The organism is Peloplasma aerotolerans (assembly GCF_030012175.1).
GTDB lineage: Bacteria > Bacillota_I > Bacilli_A > Acholeplasmatales > Acholeplasmataceae > Peloplasma > Peloplasma aerotolerans.
In genome coordinates this window covers 1-26,496 of record NZ_JASCXW010000020.1, presented here as the reverse complement: position 1 = coordinate 26,496, position 26,496 = coordinate 1, and the positions used below count along the sequence as shown (strand labels likewise).

26 protein-coding genes are annotated in these 26,496 nt (G+C 31.7%); 20 read left to right on the top strand and 6 right to left on the bottom strand.

The window, feature by feature from the left end; all coding sequences use genetic code 11:
• Window positions 1–59 precede the first annotated feature (59 nt).
• On the bottom strand, window positions 60–1,313 hold the full coding sequence (locus tag QJ521_RS06500) for an IS3 family transposase (protein WP_282839636.1): 1,254 nt from the start codon (window positions 1,311–1,313) through the stop codon (window positions 60–62).
• Between the two features lie 473 nt (window positions 1,314–1,786).
• Between QJ521_RS06500 and QJ521_RS06495 the strand changes: the two genes are divergently transcribed.
• The 12 genes from QJ521_RS06495 (at window position 1,787) to rocD (ending at window position 10,802) form a co-directional block, all read left to right on the top strand.
• The gene (locus tag QJ521_RS06495; protein WP_282839635.1) at window positions 1,787–2,299 is read left to right on the top strand and encodes a DUF2971 domain-containing protein; all 513 of its coding nucleotides are present in this window, start codon (window positions 1,787–1,789) and stop codon (window positions 2,297–2,299) included.
• Entirely contained in the window at window positions 2,300–2,551 is a 252-nt protein-coding gene (locus QJ521_RS06490) for a hypothetical protein (RefSeq protein ID WP_282839634.1), read from the top strand.
• Between the two features lie 99 nt (window positions 2,552–2,650).
• Window positions 2,651–3,550 carry a DUF6560 family protein gene (locus QJ521_RS06485; protein ID WP_282839633.1) on the top strand — a complete coding sequence of 300 codons (900 nt, stop codon included), beginning with the start codon at window positions 2,651–2,653 and terminating at the stop codon, window positions 3,548–3,550.
• A 106-nt stretch (window positions 3,551–3,656) separates the two neighbouring features.
• A complete protein-coding gene (locus QJ521_RS06480) occupies window positions 3,657–3,947 on the top strand; it encodes a hypothetical protein (RefSeq protein ID WP_282839632.1) in 291 nt (96 codons plus the stop codon).
• Window positions 3,948–3,976: 29 nt separating this feature from the next.
• Entirely contained in the window at window positions 3,977–4,294 is a 318-nt protein-coding gene (locus QJ521_RS06475) for a hypothetical protein (RefSeq protein ID WP_282839631.1), read from the top strand.
• 1,263 nt (window positions 4,295–5,557) lie between these two features.
• A complete protein-coding gene (locus QJ521_RS06470) occupies window positions 5,558–5,845 on the top strand; it encodes an ArsR/SmtB family transcription factor (protein WP_282839630.1) in 288 nt (95 codons plus the stop codon).
• Window positions 5,833–6,864: a permease gene (locus QJ521_RS06465; RefSeq protein WP_282839629.1), complete on the top strand. Its 1,032-nt coding sequence runs from the start codon at window positions 5,833–5,835 to the stop codon at window positions 6,862–6,864. The genes QJ521_RS06470 and QJ521_RS06465 overlap by 13 nt, the downstream gene beginning before the upstream one ends.
• A 14-nt stretch (window positions 6,865–6,878) precedes the next feature.
• The gene (locus QJ521_RS06460; protein ID WP_282839628.1) at window positions 6,879–7,118 is read left to right on the top strand and encodes a thioredoxin family protein; all 240 of its coding nucleotides are present in this window, start codon (window positions 6,879–6,881) and stop codon (window positions 7,116–7,118) included.
• A 10-nt stretch (window positions 7,119–7,128) separates the two neighbouring features.
• Window positions 7,129–8,181 carry an ACR3 family arsenite efflux transporter gene (gene arsB / locus QJ521_RS06455; protein ID WP_282839627.1) on the top strand — a complete coding sequence of 351 codons (1,053 nt, stop codon included), beginning with the start codon at window positions 7,129–7,131 and terminating at the stop codon, window positions 8,179–8,181.
• Window positions 8,168–8,587 (top strand): arsenate reductase ArsC, encoded by a 420-nt coding sequence (locus tag QJ521_RS06450; protein WP_282839626.1) that lies wholly within the window; start codon window positions 8,168–8,170, stop codon window positions 8,585–8,587. Before arsB ends, QJ521_RS06450 begins: the two co-directional genes overlap by 14 nt.
• A 77-nt stretch (window positions 8,588–8,664) precedes the next feature.
• Window positions 8,665–9,357: an aspartate/glutamate racemase family protein gene (locus QJ521_RS06445; protein WP_282839625.1), complete on the top strand. Its 693-nt coding sequence runs from the start codon at window positions 8,665–8,667 to the stop codon at window positions 9,355–9,357.
• Between the two features lie 242 nt (window positions 9,358–9,599).
• On the top strand, window positions 9,600–10,802 hold the full coding sequence (gene rocD, locus QJ521_RS06440; RefSeq protein WP_347568089.1) for an ornithine--oxo-acid transaminase: 1,203 nt from the start codon (window positions 9,600–9,602) through the stop codon (window positions 10,800–10,802).
• A gap of 143 nt (window positions 10,803–10,945) precedes the next feature.
• Here the strand turns inward: rocD and QJ521_RS06435 are convergent, their stop codons facing one another.
• The 4 genes from QJ521_RS06435 to QJ521_RS06420 all read right to left on the bottom strand — a co-directional run bounded on the left by QJ521_RS06435 (window position 10,946) and on the right by QJ521_RS06420 (window position 16,847).
• The gene (locus tag QJ521_RS06435) at window positions 10,946–11,278 is read right to left on the bottom strand and encodes a hypothetical protein (RefSeq protein WP_282839623.1); all 333 of its coding nucleotides are present in this window, start codon (window positions 11,276–11,278) and stop codon (window positions 10,946–10,948) included.
• A gap of 4 nt (window positions 11,279–11,282) precedes the next feature.
• Window positions 11,283–12,551 (bottom strand): IS91 family transposase, encoded by a 1,269-nt coding sequence (locus QJ521_RS06430; protein ID WP_282839622.1) that lies wholly within the window; start codon window positions 12,549–12,551, stop codon window positions 11,283–11,285.
• A 127-nt stretch (window positions 12,552–12,678) separates the two neighbouring features.
• Complete coding sequence (locus QJ521_RS06425; RefSeq protein WP_282839621.1) at window positions 12,679–13,827, bottom strand: baeRF3 domain-containing protein; 1,149 nt, start codon at window positions 13,825–13,827, stop codon at window positions 12,679–12,681.
• Between the two features lie 269 nt (window positions 13,828–14,096).
• Window positions 14,097–16,847, bottom strand: a complete 2,751-nt coding sequence (locus QJ521_RS06420) for a glycosyl hydrolase (protein ID WP_282839620.1) — start codon at window positions 16,845–16,847, stop codon at window positions 14,097–14,099.
• A 330-nt stretch (window positions 16,848–17,177) separates the two neighbouring features.
• Here QJ521_RS06420 and QJ521_RS06415 point away from each other — a divergent pair, with 330 nt between their 5' ends.
• Window positions 17,178–18,467: a Glu/Leu/Phe/Val family dehydrogenase gene (locus tag QJ521_RS06415; protein ID WP_282839619.1), complete on the top strand. Its 1,290-nt coding sequence runs from the start codon at window positions 17,178–17,180 to the stop codon at window positions 18,465–18,467.
• A gap of 64 nt (window positions 18,468–18,531) precedes the next feature.
• Here QJ521_RS06415 and zupT read toward each other — a convergent pair whose 3' ends face one another.
• Window positions 18,532–19,329: a zinc transporter ZupT gene (gene zupT, locus QJ521_RS06410; protein WP_282839618.1), complete on the bottom strand. Its 798-nt coding sequence runs from the start codon at window positions 19,327–19,329 to the stop codon at window positions 18,532–18,534.
• A gap of 156 nt (window positions 19,330–19,485) precedes the next feature.
• Here zupT and QJ521_RS06405 point away from each other — a divergent pair, with 156 nt between their 5' ends.
• From QJ521_RS06405 to QJ521_RS06375, 7 genes are all read left to right on the top strand, one after another.
• Window positions 19,486–20,751, top strand: coding sequence for an L-serine ammonia-lyase, iron-sulfur-dependent, subunit alpha (locus tag QJ521_RS06405; protein ID WP_282839617.1), 1,266 nt, complete (start codon window positions 19,486–19,488; stop codon window positions 20,749–20,751).
• Window positions 20,752–20,907: 156 nt separating this feature from the next.
• Window positions 20,908–22,242, top strand: a complete 1,335-nt coding sequence (locus QJ521_RS06400; RefSeq protein WP_282839616.1) for a cation:proton antiporter — start codon at window positions 20,908–20,910, stop codon at window positions 22,240–22,242.
• Window positions 22,243–22,373: 131 nt separating this feature from the next.
• Window positions 22,374–23,306: an epoxyqueuosine reductase gene (locus QJ521_RS06395; RefSeq protein ID WP_282839615.1), complete on the top strand. Its 933-nt coding sequence runs from the start codon at window positions 22,374–22,376 to the stop codon at window positions 23,304–23,306.
• A gap of 16 nt (window positions 23,307–23,322) precedes the next feature.
• A complete protein-coding gene (locus QJ521_RS06390) occupies window positions 23,323–24,060 on the top strand; it encodes a sugar nucleotide-binding protein (RefSeq protein WP_282839614.1) in 738 nt (245 codons plus the stop codon).
• Between the two features lie 606 nt (window positions 24,061–24,666).
• Window positions 24,667–25,017 (top strand): hypothetical protein, encoded by a 351-nt coding sequence (locus tag QJ521_RS06385; protein ID WP_282839613.1) that lies wholly within the window; start codon window positions 24,667–24,669, stop codon window positions 25,015–25,017.
• 138 nt (window positions 25,018–25,155) lie between these two features.
• Window positions 25,156–25,722: a DUF4256 domain-containing protein gene (locus tag QJ521_RS06380; protein ID WP_282839612.1), complete on the top strand. Its 567-nt coding sequence runs from the start codon at window positions 25,156–25,158 to the stop codon at window positions 25,720–25,722.
• 12 nt (window positions 25,723–25,734) lie between these two features.
• Entirely contained in the window at window positions 25,735–26,460 is a 726-nt protein-coding gene (locus tag QJ521_RS06375) for a DNA alkylation repair protein (protein WP_282839611.1), read from the top strand.
• The last annotated feature ends 36 nt before the right edge of the window (window positions 26,461–26,496 follow it).

Genomic DNA, 26,496 nt, shown 5'->3' with positions numbered 1-26,496 from the left:
CATTCAGTAAGTTTTTTATTTTTTATCGCAAGTTAACCTTTTAACGACCATCTAACAATTTAGCGATTACTTTTTCGATACAATCCTTCTTTTAAATTTGGTGTTATCATTCCAATACCTTGATGAAGTCTTAGTCTATTGTAATAATCAATATAGTTTTCAATAATTGTTTTATATGATTGAATTGTCGAAAACGGGTATTTAGGATATACAGCTTCTCTTTTGAAATGTGAAAAAAATGATTCCATGACTGCATTGTCATAAGGGTATCCAACAGCACTGTACGAAAGTAGAACATCATTATTTTGTAAATATGTTCTAAAAAGTTTTGAAGTGTATTGAACACCTCTATCGCTATGGAAAATCATTGGGTGAGTTTTTCTATAGATTACAGCCTTTTTATATGTATTCAGTGTGAATCTTGTATTATTAACTTTGGTTAACTCATAAGAGATTACTTTGCGTGAGAAAAGATCCATGATGACACAAAGATAAACGGGTTTGTAATTAATCTTGATTTCTGTCGTATCACTTACCCATACTCTGTTTGGGATTGGTTGATTAAAGTCCTGCTTTAGTATGTTTTGGTATTTTACAGAAGTTCTTGGGCGACGATATTTTTTAGTGTATTTATTCTTTGTGAATTGGATACCAAGTTCAGTCATTAGGAATCTTATCTTTTTCTCACTGACAGTTAGGTTTTGTTCTTGAAGAAGGACCTTAATTTTTGCTGCTCTAGCTATTTTTTTGTGGTTATTATAGATTTCAGATATCTCTTTCTTTAATAGAATATCCCTTTCTAATTGTGGCGTTGTTTGATGATTGATATAATTATAATATGTTGATCTGTTGACATCAAACAACTCACATAAAAGTTTAATAGTGTACGACTTACTATTATGAGTAATTAAAGCTATTCTTTCTTTAATAGTCATGGAATTGGTTATTGAATACGTTTTGAACAGTTGAAGTATTAGATCATATTTCACTTTTTCAATAACTTTTGTTTGCGTTGTTTTTTTAGGATTTATATCAATTGTTTTTACCCAATGATAAACTGTTGATTGACTCAACTTAAATAATTCACAAATCTCTGAAATTTTTGAGCCTTGTTGTATTTTTTGGATTACTTCGTTTTTGAAATCAATAGAATGATGTTTTTTAAGTGTATAAATCTTTTTCACTCCACTAATCCATAAATAGATAATACTACGACTTAATTTGTAATGTTTTGCAAGTTTTTCTACTTTCTGGCCATTCTGATAAGATAAAATAATTTTATCCTTTTGTTCACTTGTTTTTCTTTTTCTCATTTAAATTCACCTCATCTAATTATATTGTTTGAAAATAAAAATGAGATCAAAAATAAAAAAACAGTTCGAATTCCAAATTTCCAATAATGGTGTCCAAGATTGAACATGGAAATAAAATGGCTTAACTAGAGTATAAAATAAGAATATGAGACTTGAAAACTAATAAGTCTAGTCCAATTGATACATGGCTTTTCATATTAACAGCTACTAAAATCATCGAAATTGTATAAAAAACGTCTATTTTTCTTATAAAAGACGGTTGAAATATTAGACAATGAAAATTAAAAATTTGGAATCTTAATTTTTGATTGCAAAATATGCTATAATATAGAAAATAAATGAGTCAATTAGGTGGGGAAAATTTAAGCAATTTTTAATAAGAATTAGGGTTCATATCCCCTTTCCTCTACCAGCCATTTTATTCCGTAGATGTATTCAACATTATTTTAAGGTCTCATATAGAAAAAAACGGAATGAAATTACCTGAATCTCTAAGCGATAACACACAAACGATTAATGACAAATTTAAAATCTATAGCAATTATTTTAGAAACTTAAGAGACTCAGCAATACAAGATTCTGCATTAATTACTTGCTTTAGTGAAGACAATCAGAGTAACATCATGTGGGCACATTATGGTAATCTTTATAAAGGTGCCATCTTCGAGTATGATGCAAGTGAACTATTAGAAGCAGCAAAGAACCACCTTCTTAATTTGAAACATAAAGGAATGTTTAATATACCAGATACTATTTTGAAACGTGGTCCGATGCTAGAAAAGGTCGACTATTCAGAGTATCGTGCAGATATATCTGATGAACTAATTAAAGCACACAATCTAGTTTCAAAGTATGGAGAGCCAGTGGATTATAACGATTTAAAATACAGTGAGATAAGGCTTGATGGTGATTCATTTAAGAAGCAGCAAAGGCTAATGTTTTACACAAAAGCTCTTGAATGGTCATATGAGAAAGAGTGGCGCTAAATGATACCTAATTATTTCCCCGAAAAAGTATACCCAGGGACAAAACAAGGTAAAACATTGACAATAAGTATCAAACCAAAATCCATTATTTTAGGCTTCAAAATCCCGCAAGATAAAGCAAAAAAAATCATTCAATTAGCGATTAGCAAGGAAATAAATCTGTTAGGATCGGGTCCTGATTATTTTTCAGATAAACCCAAAATATTGGTTGAACCACTAAAAGATTCTTTTATTCAAGCAATGCTAAAATAGTAATCTATCATTTATTATGATAATTAAGTATAATTATAACAAAAGGTACTAGATGGATGTGGGTTGGTCTAATATTTATAAAATTTTTAGGAGAATACCATGAATTGGTTAAGCGGAATATTGAGTAGTATTTTAGTTAGAAGAAAATCATCAGATAACAATAGCAATACAATAGTCTATCCATTGTCTTGGATAGTTTTTCCAATAATTGGATTTGTATTTTTTGGTATATTATTTGGAGTATTCATTTTTATACCAGATTTAATTGATCAATCAGATATAGTCTTCGTATTCATTTTTTTCTCTGGGATCATAATTGCTTTTATTTGTCTATCGATTTATATGGCTCGTTGGAAAGTTCAAGTTTTTGATTCGTATTGTAAATATACAACCGCCCTTAAAAAAACGAGAAAGATAGCATATGATCATATTGAATCTAGGGATGTGAGTTCAGGATATAGATTTTACATTGATAACAAACGTATCTTTTCTATATCCTATTTACAAGATAATTATCGTTCACTAGATAAAGCAATCAGAACCTATCAAAAAAATAATAATATAAAAATAGTTAAAAGCGTAACAAATGTTTTAAAGCCCATTCAAGGATTATGGTTTTTGCCTATTGCATCACTTGTGATCATTTTTATCCCAACGATTAGCATTTATGTAGATGAAGGTTTATCAACCGGATTTTTTATATCGTTAACTTTTCATATGATTACTATCTTTTTATTTATATATATGGCTAACTGGAAAATAGTATTTAAAGATGGTATACTAACTAAAACAACGATTTTTGGGATTAAAAAAGCATATGATATGAAACATATCACTTATACAGTTTCGCAAAGATTGATGCATCCAGATGACACAAGACTATATTATAAGAATAAAAAAATCGCTTTTATTATGGGCAATGTTAATAATCGAAGTGAATTGTTGGAATCAATTGATTACTTTAATAGATTTAACGAAACATTAAAAAATGAGGAATAGTCATGGCACTATTTATAAAAAAACACAAAAAAATACTTTTTTAGGTAAAAACAAAGCAAAGGAATATTTGAGGACCGTTAATATCAAAAGTAATCAACAGACACACTTGCTACGATTATATGTTATTGGTGAATTAGAAGTGCTTCTACAAAAATACAGTTTTGAACTCATAGAAGTTTATGTGGATAAACTTAGAAGTGATGATATCGATCTACAAATTAGTCTGCGCGTTAAAAATAAGAATGCTGGATTAGATTTTTTTAAGGACCATTATGAAGTTTGCTTTTATTTAGCTGGTTGTAATCCTGAAGAAGTAGATAACTCTATAATAAGAAATGAGTATAATGATTTTGATTTAGATGTGTTGCTAAATATGGTGGAATCTAAACTACGCTAATACAAAATATAAAATTGCGGGGTTACATAGTGGAAATAAATACATTAGATTATATTAAGGCTATTGAACAAATTGAGAATGGTGAGATATTAGAAATCATTTTTTCAATTAATAATTATACTCATTACAGATTATGTAAGTTATATAGAGAAACCGATGTATTAAAGAATGGTAATGAGTTGAATCGAATTTGTATAGATCCTGTACCTGATAAAACCGAAAGTGTTTGTTTTTTAAGTAAATTTAATCAATCTTACAAATTGTTTAGTTTAGGAAAAGGAAAAAAATATACTCTTAAGCAAATTTGGGATAGGATTACTATAATAGAAATAATAAGAAAAACATAAACGAATTATGCTAACCATTAAAAATTCAGAAGTAGAGTCAGTTTTAGTTAAAGCAAAGGGTGCATACACAAGAACTATGCATAATTTATCTACTGCTATGAGTAATGAAATTACAAGAATTTTTACAACCGCAACTGTAGTGAACAATATTGAAAACGTAGTATAAAAAATTGTAGAACAATTTATATGAAATGGAGACAGTTATGAATATATATTTACTATTAATTTTTGTTAGTGTTTCTATTATCGGAATATATTTTTCTGTTAATACTTCTTTAATTAATTCAAGTGACTTATTAAGTGTTTCAGACGAAAAAAAAATTCCAACTATAGTTATCAAGAATAAACAGATGGCAAAAATTTTTACCATACCAAGATTTAGAAAAAAAATTCCAATTTTGTATTTTGTCTTATTAGTATACTCTAAAATCCTTTCACTATTTGTACTTATTCTTTCATTCATACTTATATTTTTTATAGAATATGAAATAATTGCATTGATTGATTTATCAATTTTGTTTTCTAACCAACTTATTATTTTATTTACATACGGTTTGTATAACAAAGTAGTAATTAATAGTTAGCAGATCACCTATTTTGGCACTAATAAATTACTATTTGAAAGAAGGCTCAAAAACAAAACGTCTTAACTGAGACATATTTAAGGGGTACGTAAAATCTTCTGTAGGGTGCGTAATTGTATTAGAATAGGTTACACAACCCAGTCCAGTAAAGTGGATTTAAACCCTATTGATTATTTTTGTTGTGAATAATCAGCAATGGTGTTTAAACTAGATGACTTCAAGGTAACAACTCAAAAATATGTTTCTTCGGTATTTTAGCAACCTGTCTAACCATGTAAGGGGAAACATATTTTGGCTGATTTTAATGTTTCTTTGATACACACAAGGTTGATTTTGCAAGCAATATAGTTGTTTCAACGCAGCAGGTATGTGAGAACATATTTATTAAAGATGAAGTAAAATGGACATTATTTATTGGACACATATTATCCAAAATAATTAAATCAATTATATTTATACATGTTTTCCATTAATCAACTTTCATTTAAAGCTCTTAAAAAATGTATATGCTATAATCTGTATCAAAAAAATCAGCATCACGCAACAAAGAACTTATTGAGCATTCAGTAAGTTTTTTATTTTTTATCTATAAATATCTTGACATATCTTTTATAGTCTTTTATAATATAGATAGTTGTCTATATAGATAGATATCGATATATATAAAGAGGTGTTTAATATGTATAAAGATTATGCTTTACTTTTTAAAGCTTTATCAGATGAGAATCGTCTAAAAATATTAGAATTGCTTGTCAAAGGAGAAACGTGTGGTTGTACTTTGATAGATAAATTAACAATCACTCAACCAACACTGTCATATCACTTAAAAATATTGACTGACGTTGGTTTGACAAAAGCACATAAAGATGGTGTTTGGAACAAACATACTGTCGACAAAAAAAAGATAGACGATTTGATTCAATTCTTATCTGATCTAAAAAACATGGAGGAAGTATGCAATACATAAAAAACATCTTTGTATGGCTGAACGATCAATTTCTTAAAATGGTATGGCTTGATGACCTCGTTAAGTGGTTTTTTGGTGATGTTATAAAAATGGATAAAGAGTCACTTTTATTTAGCAGTGTTAGTTTTTTCGTATACGATGTGATTAAGATTTTATTGCTATTATCAGTACTAATCTTTATAGCCTCGTATTTACAATCTTTTTTCTCAGCAGAAAGAACAAGAAGAATTTTAAAAGGTAAAACAGGGATTGGAGCCAATGCTACAGGTGCATTACTTGGAACTGTCACACCATTTTGCTCATGCTCATCTATTCCAATTTTTATCGGATTTACGAAAGCTGGGTTACCAATAGGTGTTACATTTTCTTTTCTTATTTCTTCACCATTAGTTGATTTAGCTTCTGTGATATTACTAGCAAGCATTTTTAATTGGACGGTTGCGATTGCTTATGTCGTCGTTGGACTGATTATAGCAGTAATTGGAGGAACATTGATTAGTTTTTTTAAGATGGAACGCTATGTTGAAAGCTTTGTATTAGAAACAAGAAATCAGGAAGATACGGAGTTAGAGTACGAAGAAGAAGTAATGACCAAAAGACAGAGAGTCGGTTACTCAATAGATCAAGTCAAAATGATTATTAAACGTGTTTGGCTATATATTATTATTGGTGTTGGTATTGGTGCAGTTATTCATGGATATATACCTGAAGAAATGATTTCAGCAATACTTGGGCAGGATAATGCTTTTTCAGTCGTCATAGCAACCATTATTGGAATCCCAATGTATGCAGATATTTTTGGAACATTACCGATTGCTGAGGCGTTAGTCTTTAAAGGTGTAGGTATCGGAACAGTATTAGCATTTATGATGGCAGTTACTGCATTATCATTACCTTCAATGATTATGATTAAAAAAGTTGTTAAAACAAAACTACTATTAATGTTTATTGGAATTATAACTTTTGGTATATTATTGATGGGTTATTTGTTTAATGCATTTAGTCACTTACTCATTTAAGAAAGGAGCAAGATATGGAAATCAAAGTCTTAGGTTCAGGTTGTTCAAACTGTAAAAAACTGTTACAAATCGTAGAAGATACAGTAAAAGCATTGGATGTTAAAGCAAATATCATTTATGTAACTGATATGATTGAAATTGCGAACACAGGTTTACTTAGAACGCCAGGTTTAATTATTAATGATAAGATCGTTTCTTATGGTAGAGTACCTTCAAGCGAAGAAGTAAAAACGATCATTCAAAACATAAAATAGGGAGGTTGCTATGAAAATAGGATTTTTCGAGAAATACCTAACCATCTTTGTTCTTATCTGTATGTTAATTGGCGTGCTAATCGGTAGATACTTATCTGCAATTCCTGATTTTTTAAATCAATTCGAATTTGCAAGTGTCAATATCCCTATCGGTATATTAATATGGATCATGATCTATCCGATGATGCTAAAAGTGGATTTCACATCAGTTAAGAATGTTGGTAAGAAACCTAAAGGGTTGTATTTAACGTGGATTGTTAACTGGTTGATCAAACCATTTACGATGTTTGGGATTGCATATTTATTTTTCTATGTTATCTTTAGCAATTTAATTCCTGCTAATCTTCAACAAGACTATTTAGCTGGTGCAGTTTTATTAGGAGCAGCTCCATGTACAGCAATGGTATTTGTATGGAGTAGTTTAACAAGAGGTAATCCTGCATATACACTTGTACAAGTAGCAACTAACGATTTAATCGTCTTAGTTTTATTTGTTCCAATCGTTGGGTTGTTATTAGGCATTGGTGGTATATCAGTGCCTTGGGTAACATTATTTTTGTCAGTCTTTTTGTTTGTCGTTATTCCTTTAGTTGCGGCATCTTTGACAAGATATTTTATCGTTAAACATAAAGGCATTGAGTTCTTTAATACCAGATTTGTTCCTAAATTTAGTAAAATAACCATATCAGGTTTATTACTAACACTCATTTTAATTTTCTCACTTCAAAGCGAATTGATTATCTCAAACCCATTACATATTGTACTTATAGCAATTCCACTTATTCTTCAAACGTTCCTCATTTTCTTTATTGCATATTTTGGAGCAAGAAAATTAAGATTAACGCACGATGTTGCAGCACCTGCAGGTATGATCGGAGCGAGTAATTTCTTTGAATTAGCTGTAGCAGTAGCAGTTGCATTATTTCCATTAAATCCAGGTGTTGCATTAGCAACAATTGTTGGTGTTTTAGTTGAAGTACCCGTGATGTTAATGCTTGTTAAAATTGCAAATAAAACCAAAAATTGGTTTCCAAAAGGAGAGTTAAATTATGAAGAAACTTAAAATAGATTATGTTTGTGTTCATAATAGTTGCCGAAGCCAAATGGCAGAAGCGATTACTAAAACTTTAGCATCTGATTTTTTTGAAGCTTATAGTGCTGGTACAGAAACTAAGCCACAAATTAATCAAGATGCAGTTAGAATTATTAAAAACTTATATAATGTTGATATGAATCAAACGCAAAAGTCTAAGTTAATTGATGATATACCTCAAGAGCTTGATGTATTAATCACGATGGGATGTAATGTTGAATGTCCTTATATTCCTACTCAACATCGAGAAGACTGGGGTTTAGATGATCCAACTGGAGAACCAGATGAAGTATTCTTAGAAACAGCTAAAATAATAAAAGAAAAAATGTTGGATTTAAGAAAAAGAATAGAGTCTAAAGAAATTAACATAAAATAAGAAAAAAATGGTTCTTTTCTAAGAACTGTTTTTTTTTGCATGATATAATATGACTAAAGATGAATATGAGGTTAAATATGAAAACAATAGGTTTATTGGGTGGTATGAGTTGGGAATCAACGCTTGAATATTATCGACTGATTAATTTAGAAGTCAAAAGACAATTAGGTGGGTCTCATTCCGCGAAAATTTTAATGTATTCATTTGATTATCATGAGCTAGAAATATTGTTGGAACAAAATAAGTGGGATGAAATAACGCAGCAATTGGTTAATCATGGGAAAAAACTAAAAGAAAGTGGAGCAGAAATTTTACTCATTTGTGCAAACACGATGCATATTGTTGCTGATGAAGTCGAAAAACAAGTAGGGATACCTCTTATTCACATTGCGAAAGCAACTTTGAATCAAGTTAAATATCTAGACTTAACAAATGTTTTACTGGTTGGAACTATTTATACGATGAAAAGTACTTTATATCCCAATATTTTCAGTCATCAAGATGTATCTGTTATTGTACCTGATATTAGGGACCAAGCAATGATACATCGCACAATTTATCATGAACTTATATTAGGGATATTTAGCAATGAGAGCAAAGTAAAGTTCATAGAGGTTATCAACAAAGCAAAATTAAAAGGTATTCAAGGCGTTATTTTAGGATGTACAGAGATTCCTATGTTAATCCGGCAGCAAGATTTAGATATTCCATTATTTAATACAATGGAAATTCAAGTTAAAGCAGCTGTTGATTTTTCCTTAAACGATTAATTTGAAATAAAAACGCATGATAAATGATAGAAACTGACTTATATGTATAGTCAGTTCTTTTCTTTATTTACCAACACTTAAATATTTGTTATAATGAATTTGTCGAGATGTTGTTTATTTAATAATAGGTTACAACATCTATTACGTTTCAAAAATCTTATGGCAGTAAGAGATTTAGATGTAGCATTCCAAAACAATTAGAAAGGAGTAAAGATTTGTTGATTCAAATCTTACACAACAAAATGCTATCTTCAAAAGCATATATGGATATCGAAGCCAAATATGGTGCAAAAAATTATAAGCCAATTCCTGTTGTTATTAAACGTGCTAAGGGGGTTTGGGTGTGGGATCCTGAAGGGAAAAAATATTTAGACTGTTTATCTGCTTATTCAGCAGTTAATCAAGGACACCTTCATCCTAAAATTATTAAAGCTGTTAAAAAGCAAATGAAGTCTGTGACATTAACATCAAGAGCATTTTATAATGATCGCTTAGGATCCTTTTTGCAAAAGTTATGCGATGTATCTGGTATGGAAGTTGCATTACCAATGAATACAGGTGCAGAAGCTGTTGAAACAGGTATTAAAATTGCTAGAAGATGGGGATATAGAATAAAAAAAGTTCCTGTTAACCAAGGGGAAATCATTACATGTAATGATAATTTCCATGGAAGAACAACAACCATTGTTGGTTTTTCAACAGACCCAGGAGCAAATGAAGATTTCGGTCCATTTACACCAGGGTTTGTAAATATTCCTTTCAATAATACAAACGCATTGGAAAAAGCCATTACACCAAATACGATTGCATTCCTAGTTGAGCCAATTCAAGGTGAAGCAGGCGTTATAATTCCTGATGCAGGATATTTAAAAAAAGTTCGTGAAATTTGCACTAAGCATAATATACTATTAATTACTGATGAAATCCAAACAGGCTTTTGCAGAACTGGTAAAATGTTTTGTTTTATGCATGATGATATTAAACCAGATATTTTATTAGTTGGTAAAGCATTAGGTGGCGGGGTTATGCCTGTATCTGCTGCGTTATCAAGTAAAGCTGTGATGGATGTGATTACTCCAGGTTCACATGGAAGTACATTTGGAGGAAACCCACTAGCTTGTGCAGTTGGTGAGGCTTCACTAGATGTCTTAATTGATGAAGCATTAGCTGAGCGCTCAGAAAAATTAGGGAAATATTTCCTTGAGGGCATAAAAGAAATCAACTCACCTTTGTTTAAAGAAATTCGAGGTAAAGGATTATTTATTGCGATTCAGTTAACAGATGAAGCAGGAAAAGCAAGAAAGTATACAGAGCAATTAAAAGAGCTTGGCTTATTGGCTAAAGAAACGCATGAACATACGATTCGTTTAGCCCCACCACTTATTATTAAAGAATCAGAAATTGATTGGGCATTATCAATTTTAAAACAAGTTTTTATCGGATAAACTAAACAAATAAGACCTTAACAAGTGATCATCACCGTTAAGGTCTTTTTTTACTTAATAGGGATTTCTATTTCTCAGTCCAAAAACCTAAATAGACAAAATACCCACAAGAATGTGGGTGAATCAAACACATATTGAAACAACTATCTAAAAACCTTCAAGGTTTGTTTATGGTAAATATCGATGGGGACAAATTTTTCTTTACTACAGTGATAACAAGGTAAGATTGGATAATCAGAAATAGATTCATCCCACATTTCTTCAAGGATATCAAATTCGAGCACATCTTCAAAGCCACATTTAAGACACTTAAAGCGAACCGATTCATCGAAGATATCGCGCTTCATAAAATCTTCGATATCGACAGGTGGTCCAAAGTAAAAACCATGTTTGATGGCGTATTTATAATCTTCTAAACGCTGTTTTTTCTCCTCATCGGAGATTTTGACTTTGATTGTATTAAAATATTTAGGCATAGGATTAACCTCCAGGATCTCTAAAGTAAGAGAAATCTAAATTGAGTCTCATGGTGTGGCCACATGAACATAAAATGGGATGGTACTTATAAATAGATTTTAACATAAAGAGCCAGTTTAGTCTTGAGCGTTTAAGTTTAATATGAGCAGAGGAAAGCAGTTTTTTGAAGGAAGATTTAGACTTTGAGGATTTATTGGCATAGAAACCAAAATAGCGAATGGTGTGGAAGTTACGATCATGAATGTGAATGATGAGTTTAGCGATGAAGCGAAAGACATGCTCGGTGATAGTCTGCCTACCAAGATAGGTGGTGTCATCTTTGGATTTATGGTCATCCTCATGGGGATCGTAAAACCATGTGATATGATGATTGGAAGGATCAAGCGATACAATTCTTTCCTCAGAAATAGCAGGACGAGAAGCGTAGCGGGTGATATAATCAGAAACCTTTTTCGCAGAGTTGAGGATACCATAGTCCTTGAGTTGAGGACCGTGCGCATAGAATCCTTTCTTATATTTAGCGATAAGAAAGGTTCTCAAACGATTGAAGTGATGATAGACATCTTTAGGAGCGTTTACTTTCAAATAATTTGAGATATTTCTAAGCAAAGCGAGTTGAAAGTGGAGCCTGAGTTTCTCAAAATGAAAATAAGAAAACTTTCGCATCTTTTGATGAATATCAAGCGTTCTTTCGGCAACGAGGACATGGATGTGAGGATTGAATTTGAGATCACGTCCAAAGGTATGTAAAAAGGCGATGAGGCCGAGTCTACGGTCGTCTTTTACAGCAATCTTGGATGAAAAGACAAGTGCTTGAAGTGCTTCATTAACAGAAGAAAAGAGCACATCAAAGAGACCGCGATAAATTCTAAAATAATCCCTAAGTTCTCTAGCTATGGAAAAGACAAAGTGACGATGAGGAACATCTAAAAGTTTTGACTGAACGGCAAGTGTTCGCTTTTCACGATAGCGTTGATTACAGGAGACACAAAACCTTGAGTGACAAGAAAGTCCTTGTAAGTAATACTGATCACAAGAAGGACACTCAAAAAAAAGATGACCTTTGGCTAAATTTTTACAATCAATCATCTTTTCAACATTAGAGATGATGGCAGGTCTAAGCCTTTCGATAAACAAAGGTTTAAATAACGGCCAATAGGTTTGAAAGATGGACTGAATCGTGAGTTTAGTCTCTCGATTCGCTTTGAGGTTTGAAAGTTTATTCAGTTCATTCTCATGGACATCCTTACCCTGCATCGCAGCAATGGCCAAGATGTCTCTGTACTTATATTTGAGTAAAATAGGGTCCATGAGTATATTATAAAGAAGATTGGGAAAAAAGAAAAGGCGATTAAATCGCCCTGAGTGAATTTATTCACTTTTGTTCTATGATTATTTTTTAATATCTGTAAATTGCTGCAGCACCAGACTCGGTTGGCATATCTTCTTTACTTAAGATATAAACATGACCATTTTTTTCTAGTGTGTATTGCGCTAAATCGTCTAGTATATCGTCTATCTCAGGATTTGCTAAATCTTTCGTTTTCATCTTTTTATTAACTAAATCAATATGACCTGGAATGATTTTATCCAATTCGATAAAAAGCGTTTCAACTCTGCCATCTATTACAGCTGATATAATTTCTATGAGTTGATCAGAACTTTTTTCGCTTGGTCTCAGTTGGTGATACTGATTAATCAGTTTTTCAGTTTTTTGATTTAATCTTTCTATATTAAGCAACTCTATTTGTTTTTTAGTTTCTTCTTTACCGAGTGTATCATATGATCCTGATATCGCTTTTGGTTCTAAAAACAGATTATTAGACATTTCTAAAAATAAAGCGTGATATTCAGTTGGAGCAAGAAGTATTAAAGGACATTTAGATTTTTTTGAAATATTCTCATCAATGATTAAATCGACTTGTCTAAAAAATCTTTCTAAATCAATTTCGTCTTCAGCTTTTTTTCCACCATGTCCGTGGAATGTTGATTTTCCTGATGAACCTCCATATGTACCATGTGTTTGATAGGGATCTGTTTTCTCTGTACCAAGTATCTCATCCTTAGTAGTCTGTATGGAATCGCTTAACTCTATTTTCTCAATATGGTAAGGTGTTCCTTCGAATAATTGAAATGAATGTGCATCTAAATCAAGAATTTGATAGGTCTGAGCAATTTGGAAATAATGAATCAGTGGTTTGATGTGGAAAGTGTCAGAAACAACTGCAAGTGTACTGATGGGTTTCTTTAAATTATAGATAATACATTCATCTAATGATGCAAATAAAGCAATTCCGTCATATGTATGACTCCAAAAAGTACTTGCATTTTCTATCTCAGAAAACATTTCCATCAAAGGTTTTATTTCTTTTTTGTCATATTTTTCTCTAAGAGAGCCCTCCACTTCTTTAATTAAATTTTTGAAAACGAGTGCATCGCGCTTATTTTCAGTGAGATGTCTAGAAGTTTCTTGATAAATTGAAAAAAGTGGAGCTTTTTTGTTGTTAAAAAAATCGTTTGGAAATGTGTCAACAATTTTATATTTCACTTAAATACCGTCCTTTCTTATTTCATCAAATAAGTTTTTTTTAAAAAAAACCGACCTGTTTTGGTCGTCTAAAGATAGGTGTATTCGCTAAATGCGAGTAAAAATAATTGGAATACGATTGCTATCTAAAGGCAACCATATGATAATTAATCATACCATATAACTGATGTATAGTCAAAAAATAGAAATTATGTGATTGTAAACAAATATATCAAAAAAAACCCCAATTTTCCTAATTAGGAGAATAAAAGAGTTTTTAAATAAATACTTTAATTTGACAGTCGATTTGTTGTTAGACTTCTAGAAGGTACTGTAATGGAAATAGATTGATTAGTTGGCGATTTGAAGATAATGGTTTGTTCCTGATCACTTGGATTCCATATCATTGCATTTACAACCCCTAAGCTATCCACGTAAATGGATGATGATACACGTTCATGAATTTCCATAATATATGATGTATCACGTTTTCCATAACTTTGTAAACTATGGATTAAATAATAAGTTTGCGATAAATCACTTGGATAATCATCATTAAGTATTTTAGAAGCATCAAATTGACTGATGGCTATTGATGGATTGATTAATGCTTGTACGCTCCACATGGTAGCAAACCATGTATCTATGGTTTGATTTTTTGCAAGTAAGTAGTCAGAGTATATATGATTTAACCGTGCTCTTTCATCATCATTTAACGCATAATTTGAAATATATTCTCCATTGGGTAACCATTGGATACCATAGATAAATGTTGGATTAGCACCAAACCAAGTCGCGTAATCATATTTACCACCCCAAATCATACCTGCAATAGATGCGTACATGCTATATTTTTCAGGGAAAATAGTTTCTGAGTAGTCCATTATATAAGTTTTTGCTGCATTAAGTTCAGTTACAAAACCATAAATAGCTGCATCTCTACGGTCTACATCATTTTGAGATAATGCCCACAAATATCCTCCGACCCATGACTGCAATGCTTCACTTGAGGATTCAACGTTATTACCCTCTGCAAACGTTCCAAAACCGTGTGCCCAAGTATGACCTGCCCAAGGATCAAAAGACCGCAAATAAGCGAAATCATAGTCATCTTTATATGGGTATAGATAATCATCTAGTAAAACTTCAACGATATCTTTATAATCATTGACAAACGATTCATCATACATCGCTAATACACTGGCTCCATAAATTAAATAACCATGTGTAAAACTATGATCACTGAGTTCACTTGCAGTATTGAAATCATTATTCGAGTAATAAACAGAGCCCCATGCTTCGTTATAGTAAAGATAGCGTTCATCTGATACCGATTCATATGTAAACCAGTCCGCTAATACATATCTCAATTTCGAAATAAACGAGAGTTTTAGTGCATCATCACCAATTTGATCAGCGATGATAATACCTTGCGATAGTGGATAAATTGCTTTACCATTCCAATAAGGACCTTCATCGTTTAAGAAGTTAGTAAGATCATTGATTTCAGTTCTAGTATCTAAATCATTAAGATAAGTAGTCATATGGGTTGTACTAAATTCATTATTGATAGGATATGTCATTGCAGGTAGAAGACCATGAAATGAGAGGTTTGTTTGAAAATGCGATCCTACTATGAGTTTTAATTCTCCTCTGACAGTATTAAAACTATAATCAGTTACTTCTTGAGTACTGTTTTGATAATGATGAGGCATTAAAAATTGAAGGGGTTCATTAAGATTATTTTCTTTTAAGTGTTGAGTTGATAAATGATAGTTGGTTTCAACAATGCTATCTTTATGTTGAACTTGATAAGAGACATCACCTTTAAGTGTTGCAGTATAAGCATGTTGATGATAAAAAGAAGCTTCAGTTAAAGATTCTATAGCAGCAACTGAAAAATAGTTTTCATCGCCTAAGTTCATACTAATCTTGTTTAATAAAGAACTTGGGTGGTTATCAGTTGATAAGTTAAACAAAGATCCACTAGGTGTACTCACCAAGAAATAACGATCTCCATAAATTGGTTGTCCAACTTGTGCAGGTCTATAGGTTTCATATCCAATATGTTTTTGTACCAAACGGATGACGATACCATCTCCTGTATATGTGTTTCCACTGATCAGTTGACCATCAACAGTAAAATATTCATAACTTGCAACTCCATTTGATGCAAGTCTTAAGTAAGCAGAATCAGACTTTGCAACTTCAGCAAACACGAAAGGAGATCCTTGTGCGTAAGTCATTACCATTTGGTCTTGTGGTTGGCCAGTATTTCTCATTGCTACCTTGACAGTTGTGTCACTGTAATCAATCACATGAGTTGTATATCCTAAATTAAGATTTGTTGTTTTTATATGCATATCTGGCAAAGCTAAAGAGAAGTTTGCCATCGTGTTATACCCATCAGGATTCCAATATTGTACAAAACCAGATCCTGGGTTTGTGATTTCAACACCATCATTACTAAATGCAGATCGTAAAGGATTTGTATATATGCCATTGCCTCCACCATAATTAGCAGCCAATAGTGAAGTCCACCATCCATTAGATGGGACTGCTTGGTCTAATAAGTTAGGATTTAGGAGTTGTGGTTGAATCGGATGATCAATTTCTGGAGCTGAGCCTACGCGATAAGAGCCCGCATTAGCATTAACGATTGTAGAAGTTATGTTGTTTCTAGGGTTTATAGGTCTATTGATTGTTCCATCATCAACTGTAATCAACCGTGTTTGATTAATTTCATCTTCGCCATAAGTCATTTGATAAGTTAACTCGTACTCACCAAGAACACCATAATGTACATTTCCTGTTACACGAACTAAATATGTGATATCTTCATTATTTTGATTTAATATTTTCACATTGTCAAGGGGATTGAAATATTCGTTTTTCGTAACGGTCATATCTTCAAGTCCAATGATATCTGTAATCTCATGTGGAACAGTTATGTTTGGTGTAGATTGGTTATTGTTGCTTTTACATGCAGCTAAAGTAAAAAGCATTAATAAAAAGATAAGTATAAAACATTTTTTGAACATATAAACCTCCAAAGGTATAACTAGTTATACATTTTTATCATACCATGAAAAAGCAATAAAAAGAAATCGGTTTCTTTCCCATACATAATTGATCTCCTAAATCATCAGTTCTATAGGGTTTAGTAGATGGAATATGTAATATTAAACAAAATAAAAAAAGCGCTTTCATTTCTCTTGTGAGTATGTTACAATGTAATTGGATTGAAGATGAAATAGACTTCAAGCGTATATGAAAAAGTGTATAGATTCATAGGGATTTATGGTCTCTTTTTTATGACGCGTACAAAATACATAATCAACGTAATGATTATGAAATAAAGGAGAATTATAGTGAAGGAAAAAGGTTACAATGCTTATTTGACTGCACAAAAACAATTTGATCATGTTGCTGATAACATTAACTTAGACGATGCAACAAAAGACTTGCTGCGTCAACCAGGGAAAGAAATTCATATTACAGTTCCTGTGAAGATGGATGATGGATCAACTAAGATTTATAGAGGATATAGAATCCACCACAATGATGCTAGAGGTCCCGCAAAAGGTGGTATTCGTTTTCATCCAGATGAAACGGTAGACACAGTTAGAGCACTAGCAATGTGGATGACTTGGAAATGTGCTGTTGTTAATATACCACTAGGTGGCGGAAAAGGTGGGGTTATTTGTGACCCACGTGAAATGTCATTAGGTGAACAAGAACGCTTATGTAGAGGATATGTTAGAGAATTATCAAAAAATGTAGGTCCAGTGATTGACGTAGCTGCACCAGATGTTATGACCAATTCACAACATATGTTATGGATGCTTGATGAGTTTGAAACAATCTATGGTGGTCATTATCCAGGAGCAATTACAGGTAAACCAGTTGGTATGGGTGGCTCTTTAGGCCGTACAGAAGCAACCGGATATGGTGTCGTTTATACTTTAAGAGAAGCATTAAAAGTAATGGGCATTGATATTAAAACAACAAATGCGAGTATTCAAGGATTTGGCAAAGTTGGAAAATATGCTGCAAAATTATATCAAGAATATGGCGGAACTGTTGTTGCTGTATCTTGTTGGGATATTGAAGATAAAAAATCATATACTTTTAAAAATGAAAAAGGTTTGGATATTAATGCATTAGAACGTATCTCTAATGGATTTGGTACCATCAACAAAGAAAAAGCAATTAATGAATTAGGTTGTGAAGTCTTAGAAGGTGATGAGTGGATTAAACAAGATGTTGACATCTTAATGCCATGTGCACTTGAAAACCAATTAACAACTGAAACATTAAAACATGTAAGTAAGAGAGTAAAAGTTATTTGCGAAGGAGCAAATGGCCCAACAACTACTGAAGCAGATGAAATCATTCAAAAGAAAAAAATATTTATGATTCCAGACTTCTTATGTAATGCTGGTGGTGTTACTTGTAGTTACTTTGAGCAAGTTCAGTGTAATACAAACTATTACTGGCCTCTTGATGAAGTTCTAGAAAAGCTTGATCGAAAGATGACTGATGCATTTCATGAAGTTTATAATCTAGCAATTAAAAAGAATCTTTACATGCGTGATGCAGCTTATGGTATTGCAATCAAACGTGTCGCAGATGCAGTTAAGATGAGAGGGTGGGTTTAATCACCTAACTATATAAAAAAAGTCTAGAAATCTCTTTGGATCTCTAGACTTTTCATATTGGGTTTTAAATGAATAAAACAAGTGATGCTGCCATGACAATCATGCCTGTAATAAGTCCATATATTGCAATATGGTGCTCTCCATGCTTTTCTGCAGTTGGTAAGAGTTCATCTAATGAAATATAGACCATAATACCAGCAACCATTGCGAATACAATACCGAATAATGATTCGCTTAATAATTGATATAGTAGGAAAAATCCTATAACTGCTCCAACAGGTTCTGCTAAACCAGATAAGAATGAATACATAAATGCTTTTTTCTTTGACTTCGTAGCATGATAGATTGGAACAGCGACTGCTATACCTTCTGGTATATTGTGAATGGCAATAGCAACAGCAATGCTAATCCCCAGTACAGGAGATTCAAGTGCTGCAATAAAAGTTGCCAATCCTTCGGGAAAGTTGTGAATTGCGATTGCTAATGCAGAAAACATACCCATCCTAAGCAATTCATTTTTTTCATGCGATTCATCATCAACATTTAACCCTTTTGGTTCATGTGGGTTTTGTGCCTTAGGAACAAGCTTATCGATTAAAGCTATTAAAAACACGCCAAGAAAAAATGCTAAAGTCGTATAGAGATATCCTAAGCGAACACCATAAACTTCACTTAAAGATACGAAAGCTTTAGGAAAAATCTCGATGAATGAAACGTAAATCATTACACCTGCACTTAATCCCAATGCAAATGCCAAAAATTTCTTTGATGATGCTTTTTTATGAAAAGCGATAATGCCACCAATACCGGTTGATAGCCCAGCAAACAATGTTAATAAAAATGGAAATACATATTGACTCATAATTGTTCTCCTTGTGTAAAAGTCATTTTAAATTAAGGCAAACCTTAATATTATATTAAGTATATCATTATTAAATATGAATTTCAATAAAAAAATGTTAAAATAATACCTAGAAAGTATAAAAAAACTAACAAGCTTTATTAAAGAGGTAAACTTATGAACCAAGTAACTGCTAAAAAAATCTTAGAAAGCAATATTGCACGAACAATCGGATGTACTGATATTGGTGTTGTTGGATATATAGCATCTATTGGAGCTTATATTTTAAGAAACCAAAAAATTCATTCGATTCACTTAACAATGAGTGATGAATTATATAAAAACAGTGTGAATGTTGGTGTTCCAGGACTAAGAAAAAGCGGTTTAAATCAAGCCTTAGCATTAGGGGTCCTTTTAAAGAATCCCAAAGAGCAACTAAGTGTATTTGAAAGTGTAACGAATAATGATATTGAACAAATTGAGTCTTTGCTTAAGGAAATATCAGTAAAAATAGAACATCATAAATACGATGATACAGTATTGTATGAGGAATTGTTAATGACATCAACAGATGGTGATGAAGTTAAAATTGTGATTAAAGATCACTATGATAATGTCGTAAGTGTCGTTAAAAATGGTGAAAAGATGCCTGAATTTGAACGAAAAGCATTGATTGATCGAGTTAATCAAAACAAAATTCTATCCTATGATGAAATATTTGATTTTGTAGAGAAAAACGACTTTACAGGATTAGAAGAACTATTTAGAATAGCAACTATTCAATATGAAAACTCGAGCGAAGAGATGAAAAAAATAGGTAGGAATTACTTGGTTGAAAATTTAACAGATTCTCAAAAATCATGTACTAATGAAATATCCAACTTTCTCAAAGAACACATTGAAGTTTCTTCGAAAAAACGAATGATAGGTGATATTTTCACAGTTTATGGTGTTGCAGGTAGTGGCAATTTAGGTATTGGTACACTCGTAACACCAATGTTTTTGAGCGATGCATATAACCTATCACAGAAAAAAAGAGAACAGCTCATTGTTTTATCTTTTTATACGAGTGTTTATGTTAAACAAGAAATGAATATCGTCACTGTCTTATGTGGAACAGGGCATGCAACAGGCTGTAGTAGTGCTGCAAGTTTTGTTTTCAGTAAAGAAGGCACAAGAAAACAAATAAAAGATGCAATCAATTTATACCTTTCAACATCGATGGGTTTTGTTTGTGATGGTGCTAAAGTATCATGCACATATAAAGTATCATTTGCAGCAATGAATGGTATGATAACGGGTCATATGGTGATGGACCAATCGATTAGTTGTGATGGATTTGGTCTAAATAAAACAAATGTCGATGAAACCATAAAAAACTTAGGTAGACTCAATAATGAAATACTAAATACAGCAAATAAGGGGATTATCTCACTGATTTAGCACCTTATTTTTAAAAAAATATTTATCCTTTTTTAATTTACACACAAAAAACGTTTACATCTTAATATATTAGGTCTTACTCAAAAAAGTTCTTGAAAGATATCTGGGGTTATGCTATTATTGATATGGCGTATACCGAGAAAGAAGATGAATTAAATGTTAGTATTAGCTGCGGAAGCTACTTCATGGTCTTATCAATTGATATTATTGTTAAGTATAACAATTATCATTGGTTTGTTTGCAGGTCGTTTTTTTGAGCGTAAGCGAATCCCTAACTTAACAGCCTATATATTAATTGGGCTTGTTTTTGGTGGTGTTATTGTATGGGCGGGACACGAAGAAATCGTAGATGCATTTGAGGTTATTATTAATGTTGGTATTGGTTTTATTGCTTTTAGTATTGGTCTTGAACTTAATTTTAAAAGAATAAAGAAGCGTACAAAAGAAGTTATTATTGTTACCTTATTTCAAGCAATGTTTGCTTTTTTACTGACATTCTTCGCATTATATATATTAGTATTACCATTACATATTGCATTATTAATTGGTTCTTTAGCGATTGCAACAGAACCTGGACCAATCTTATTAATAACAAAAAAAATGCATGCATCAGGACCATTAACTGATACATTGGTTCCTTTGCACGGTGTAGAGGATTCTATCACCATTATGTTATTTGGTATTACATTATCCTATGCAGTATCCGTAGAAACGGGTTCAGCATTTGGCCCAATGGAAATCTTAACTGGTCCAGTTCTTGAAATTATATTTTCCTTAATTATCGGTTTAGTAATTGGATATATATTGGTAAGAATCATTCGATATTTAAAATACGAAGATGTTGAAAAAGATATTGTTATTTTAATATCTGCAATTGCTGCAATTCTTGCATCCATTGCAATCGCAAGTACTGGTTTTGATATTTTTGGAATTCACATTCATTTATCACCAATTTTACTACCAATGGCAACAGGTATATTTTTCTCTAACTTATCCACAGATCTAGCAAAACATGAGACAGAAAGAATCATGGACTTATTTTCAGCCCCTATTCTAATATTATTTTTCTCTTTATTAGGCGCTGAAATTGTGATTTTACTTGCTGTGTCTCTTCAAGTCATTGACCTTATCTTAATCCTAATTGTTTCTTTAATTTATGTAGTTATGAGATTTTTCGGTAAACTTAGTGGCTCATGGATTGGTGGAAAAGTTGCTCATTCAGATGCATCAGTTACTAGATATCTAGGATTTTGCTTGTTACCTCAAGCTCAAGCAGCAATCGGTCTAGCATTTTTTGCTAGAAGCAGTTTATCTGGTACAGTTTATGGAACGATGATATTAATTGTTATTATGATTTCAACGATTATCAACGGATTATTCGGACCATTAGGCGTTCGTCATGCATTGATGCAATGCCATGGTGTTGATGGTAACTTCTGTAATATTGTACATTATGCTAAAGCAGATCCTGAGCGTCATCATCATCATTAACTTTAATAAGAGAGATTTACTACATACAAAAACCATTCGTGGTTTTTTTATTTTTAGCAATCAAATTGTAAAAATGGTATACTTTATATGTATTATTTTTATGGAGATAGATTTAAAAAGGATGTTTATTTATGATTAAACAAGAACTATATCAAGCATTTAAAAATAGGTTTGATGTTGTTGGTATTATCCATACGAATCGATATTTAAATGAAGCCAGAAAAATGGGTAAGAAAGTTCCAAATGTGACTTATCCTACAATGGTTGTTTTAGGTTTAGCTTATCCCATGAGAATCATTAAACATACAACATCACATCTTGTTCCATCATTTTATACATTTGGTTCTGACTATCATCAAGTTTTAAAAACCCGTATAGATCAAGTCATGAAAAACTTTTCATATGATTATCAACTTGGAGTTGACAATCATCCACATGATGAACGTTTAGCAGCTACTCTTGCAGGAGTTGGATTTTTCGGTAAGAATCAATTAATCATTAATAAAGAACTAGGTAGTTACATGTTCTTAGGCATTGTTTTTATAGATGTTAAATTAGACCAGGAAATCATTTTAGAAATTGATGATGACTGTGGAACATGCCGGATATGTATAGATGCATGTCCTACAAAGGCATTATATGATGACGGGAAATACGATATGGAAAAATGCATGAGTCATTATAATCAAACTAAACGTGAACTAACAACTCCAGAAATTGAAGCTAATTATAGCTTGTTTGGTTGTGACATATGTCAAATGGTTTGTCCTAAAAATATTAAAAAAGGTGTTAAAATTCACCAGGAATTTGAATTGAATGGTAAAGAGATGGTTTCCATTGTTGATTTATTTACAAAATCGGAAAAACAGTTTAAAGAAAAATATACCGATACGTCTTACTTATGGAAAGGCAAAACCATCTTAATGCGAAACGCATTAATGGTTATGTTAAGACAAAAAAATAATCAATATATGGATTTGATTGAGGATTCAATTATAAAATATGAAACACCATGGTATAACAAGACTGCAAAAGGTATTTTAGAAAAATTGAGAAAGATATAAAAGGAGGATTTTATTAATGAAAGTCATGATAACTGGACTCAATGGTACTGTTGCCCCTGAAGTTGCTAAGTATTTCTACTCTAAAGGTGCAGAAATCATTCAGTATAAAAGAGAAGAAGTTACTGTAGAAAATGAAATGGCAATCCACTCATTTTTAGTAAAACATAAACCAGATTATTTTCTTCATTTTGCTATGGGGACTCCTGAATGGGCTGGTCTACTCGCGAAATTAACAAAAGAGCTCAATATTCCATTTGTATATATTAGCACTGGTAGTGTTTATAGTGGGAAACAAACAGCTCCGATAACAATTGATCATCAATTAGATGCTGAAGATGAATATGGATTATACAAGATCGCATCAGAAAAAGCTGTCATTAAACAGCATTCTAATGCTTATATTCTAAGAATTGGATGGCAAATCGGGAATAGACCAGGATCAAACAATATGATTGATTTTTTATATAAACAAATGGAAGCACATCAAGTCATTAAAGCATCGACAAAATGGTATCCATCTTGCTCATTTATGGAGGATACAGCTGCTGCAATATTCGACACAATACAAAACTTAAAACCAGACACTTATTTGATGAATAGTAATGACTTATATTCATTTTATGATATTGCAAAATATCTAGCTACAAAGCATGAAAATTTGAAAGTTGAAAAAACAAATGACTTTGCCCAAGATACGCGAATGATTGATCATCGAGTCAATATTAAAAAAATGAAAGAATATATAGAAAAATAGCCTTATCATCAAGTTTTCAATCTTTTACAAATATATCAAATAAAAAAAATGGTGACACAAAAAGTGTAAAAAATATTATTAAAAATTTCTTTATTTTCATAGTCACAATTCCTTAAAAAAGTGTATAATAAAGTTGAAGGAATAAATCCTTTTTAAGTTCAGCAAAACAAGATGCTGTAAACTAGATTAAACCTCTTAATCGCACATGATTTTTTATATCAAATGGCTATTAACATTTAGCGGTTTACCGTATTGTCAAGATGATATAAAACTATGAGTGAAAGGAAGGTGAATCAAATGAAAGATAAGAAACAAGCTAAGAAAGTTCAAGCTAAGAAACCAGCACAACAAGCACCAGTTAAATCAGCTAAGACAGTTAAGAAGTAAGTACCAAATATTGTTTGAGAACTAGCTGTTAAATGTCAGCTAGACGATTAAAACTAAAACGACCCACATGCCAGTCGACTTGACTGACATGTTTTTTTATAAATGGATTCAGCAGACAAAAAATAGGATAATTCAGAAATATGATGTATACTATAAATGTAATAAATATTTATATAACACGTAAAGTAAAATCTATTGTCGAGAAAGGAGAAAAGAAAAATGTTTAATGAAATTGCTCGAATTATTATCGCATTATCAATCTTATTTATATTGTTTTTTGCATATACAAGAAAAGATAAGCTTCCAACATTTGTTTCATTCACGATTTTAGGCTCAATTGCTTTGAGCATGGCATTCTCTGGATTCGCTGGTCTTATATCAAATGTTGATTTTTTAAACTTTTTAGAGAGTATTTTTAGAACTTTAGCAGACCTTGTAGTGTTTGTTGAAATTGTCATTATATTATTTTTACTATTTTTCTCTAAATTCAAAACCAAATTTATGTTACTCAAAGTAGTTATTATCATTTATGTTATCTTTAAAGTTATTCTTGCATTTGGCCTATTCTAAACTTTAACTCATAATGAATTGCAGCAACCAATCATTGGTTGCTGTTTTTTTATTCCTAAAGCATGCAAATGGTTTGCAATTGTGTTTTTAAATGATTAAAGTTAATATATAGTACTCAACAAACAATGGAGGAAACAAATGAAAAACGAAACTGGCAAACTTTCGAGTCAAGAAGCAAATGAACTTCTTATTTTGTTAAAGACACGTTTTGAGAAAAACATGCACCGCCACATAGGTTTAATATGGGATGATATACATACTAAATTAATTGCTAATCCAAGTAAATTGTATGCTCTAAATGAAATGGAGAAAACTGGTGGAGAACCAGATGTAATAGGTTATAATAAAGATATAAATCAGTATATATTTAATGACTGCTCTAAGGAAACCCCATTAGGGAGAAGAAGTGTTTGTTATGATAGAGAAGCACTGAACTCCCGTAAGATGCATAAACCAGAAAATTCTGCTATCGATATGGCAAACGAAATGGGTATTGAATTGTTGACAGAAGATGAGTATCGAAAACTACAAGAAATAGAACCATTTGATTTAAAAACATCAAGTTGGATACTTACACCACAGGATGTTAGGAGATTAGGTGGAGGACTATTTTGTGATCGTCGTTATGATAAAGTTTTTGTCTATCATAATGGAGCAGACTCATATTATGCTGCAAGAGGATTTCGTGGAGTATTGAAAGTTTAAGGATGTGAAAAAATGAACACTCAATTTAAAGAGATTAAAGCATATATGGAAAGTCATATGCAATTGAATCAAAAGAAGATTCTATCAACAAAATCCGGCACACTTGATGTCATAGGTGTTTCAATGAAAGACATAAGAGCACTTGGAAAAAAACTGAAAGTAAATCATGAATTGGCATTAACTTTATATGAAACATCAACTTATGAGTATTTAATGTTAGGGGCACTCATTGCTGATGATAAAAAGATAAATGACGAAACTTCAAAAGACTGGGTAATTAAAGCGCAATCTACGGCAATCGTAGATCAAGGGTTATCAGCATTATTCATGCAACTTGATAAACGTCACCAGATGATTAAATCATTTATAGAAGATACTAATGTACATATAAGATATGCAGGTTATGCCTTGCTGTCTAGTTATTTTAGAGGTGAAGACCTAGAAACACTTGATTTAGAACTAGGAAAATTTGCATTAGACGCAATAAAAGATACATTAAGTAACGAACCTCTATCGATTCAAAATGCAATGAACAATGCTGTTGTTATGGCAGGTTTGCATGTTCCTCAACTCGTAAAAAGGGCTAAAGACGTTGCTGATTATATAGGATATGTCATGCCATTAGTTGCGCGTAATCAATGCAATATTCAAAGTGCAAGTGATTATCTTGTTAGATATAGTACCCAACCAAAGTTTAGTCGTGTAGCAAGACTTAGAGAACAAAACAACTCATCATAAATTCAATTTACTACTAAGTTTAGCTAACCATAAGAA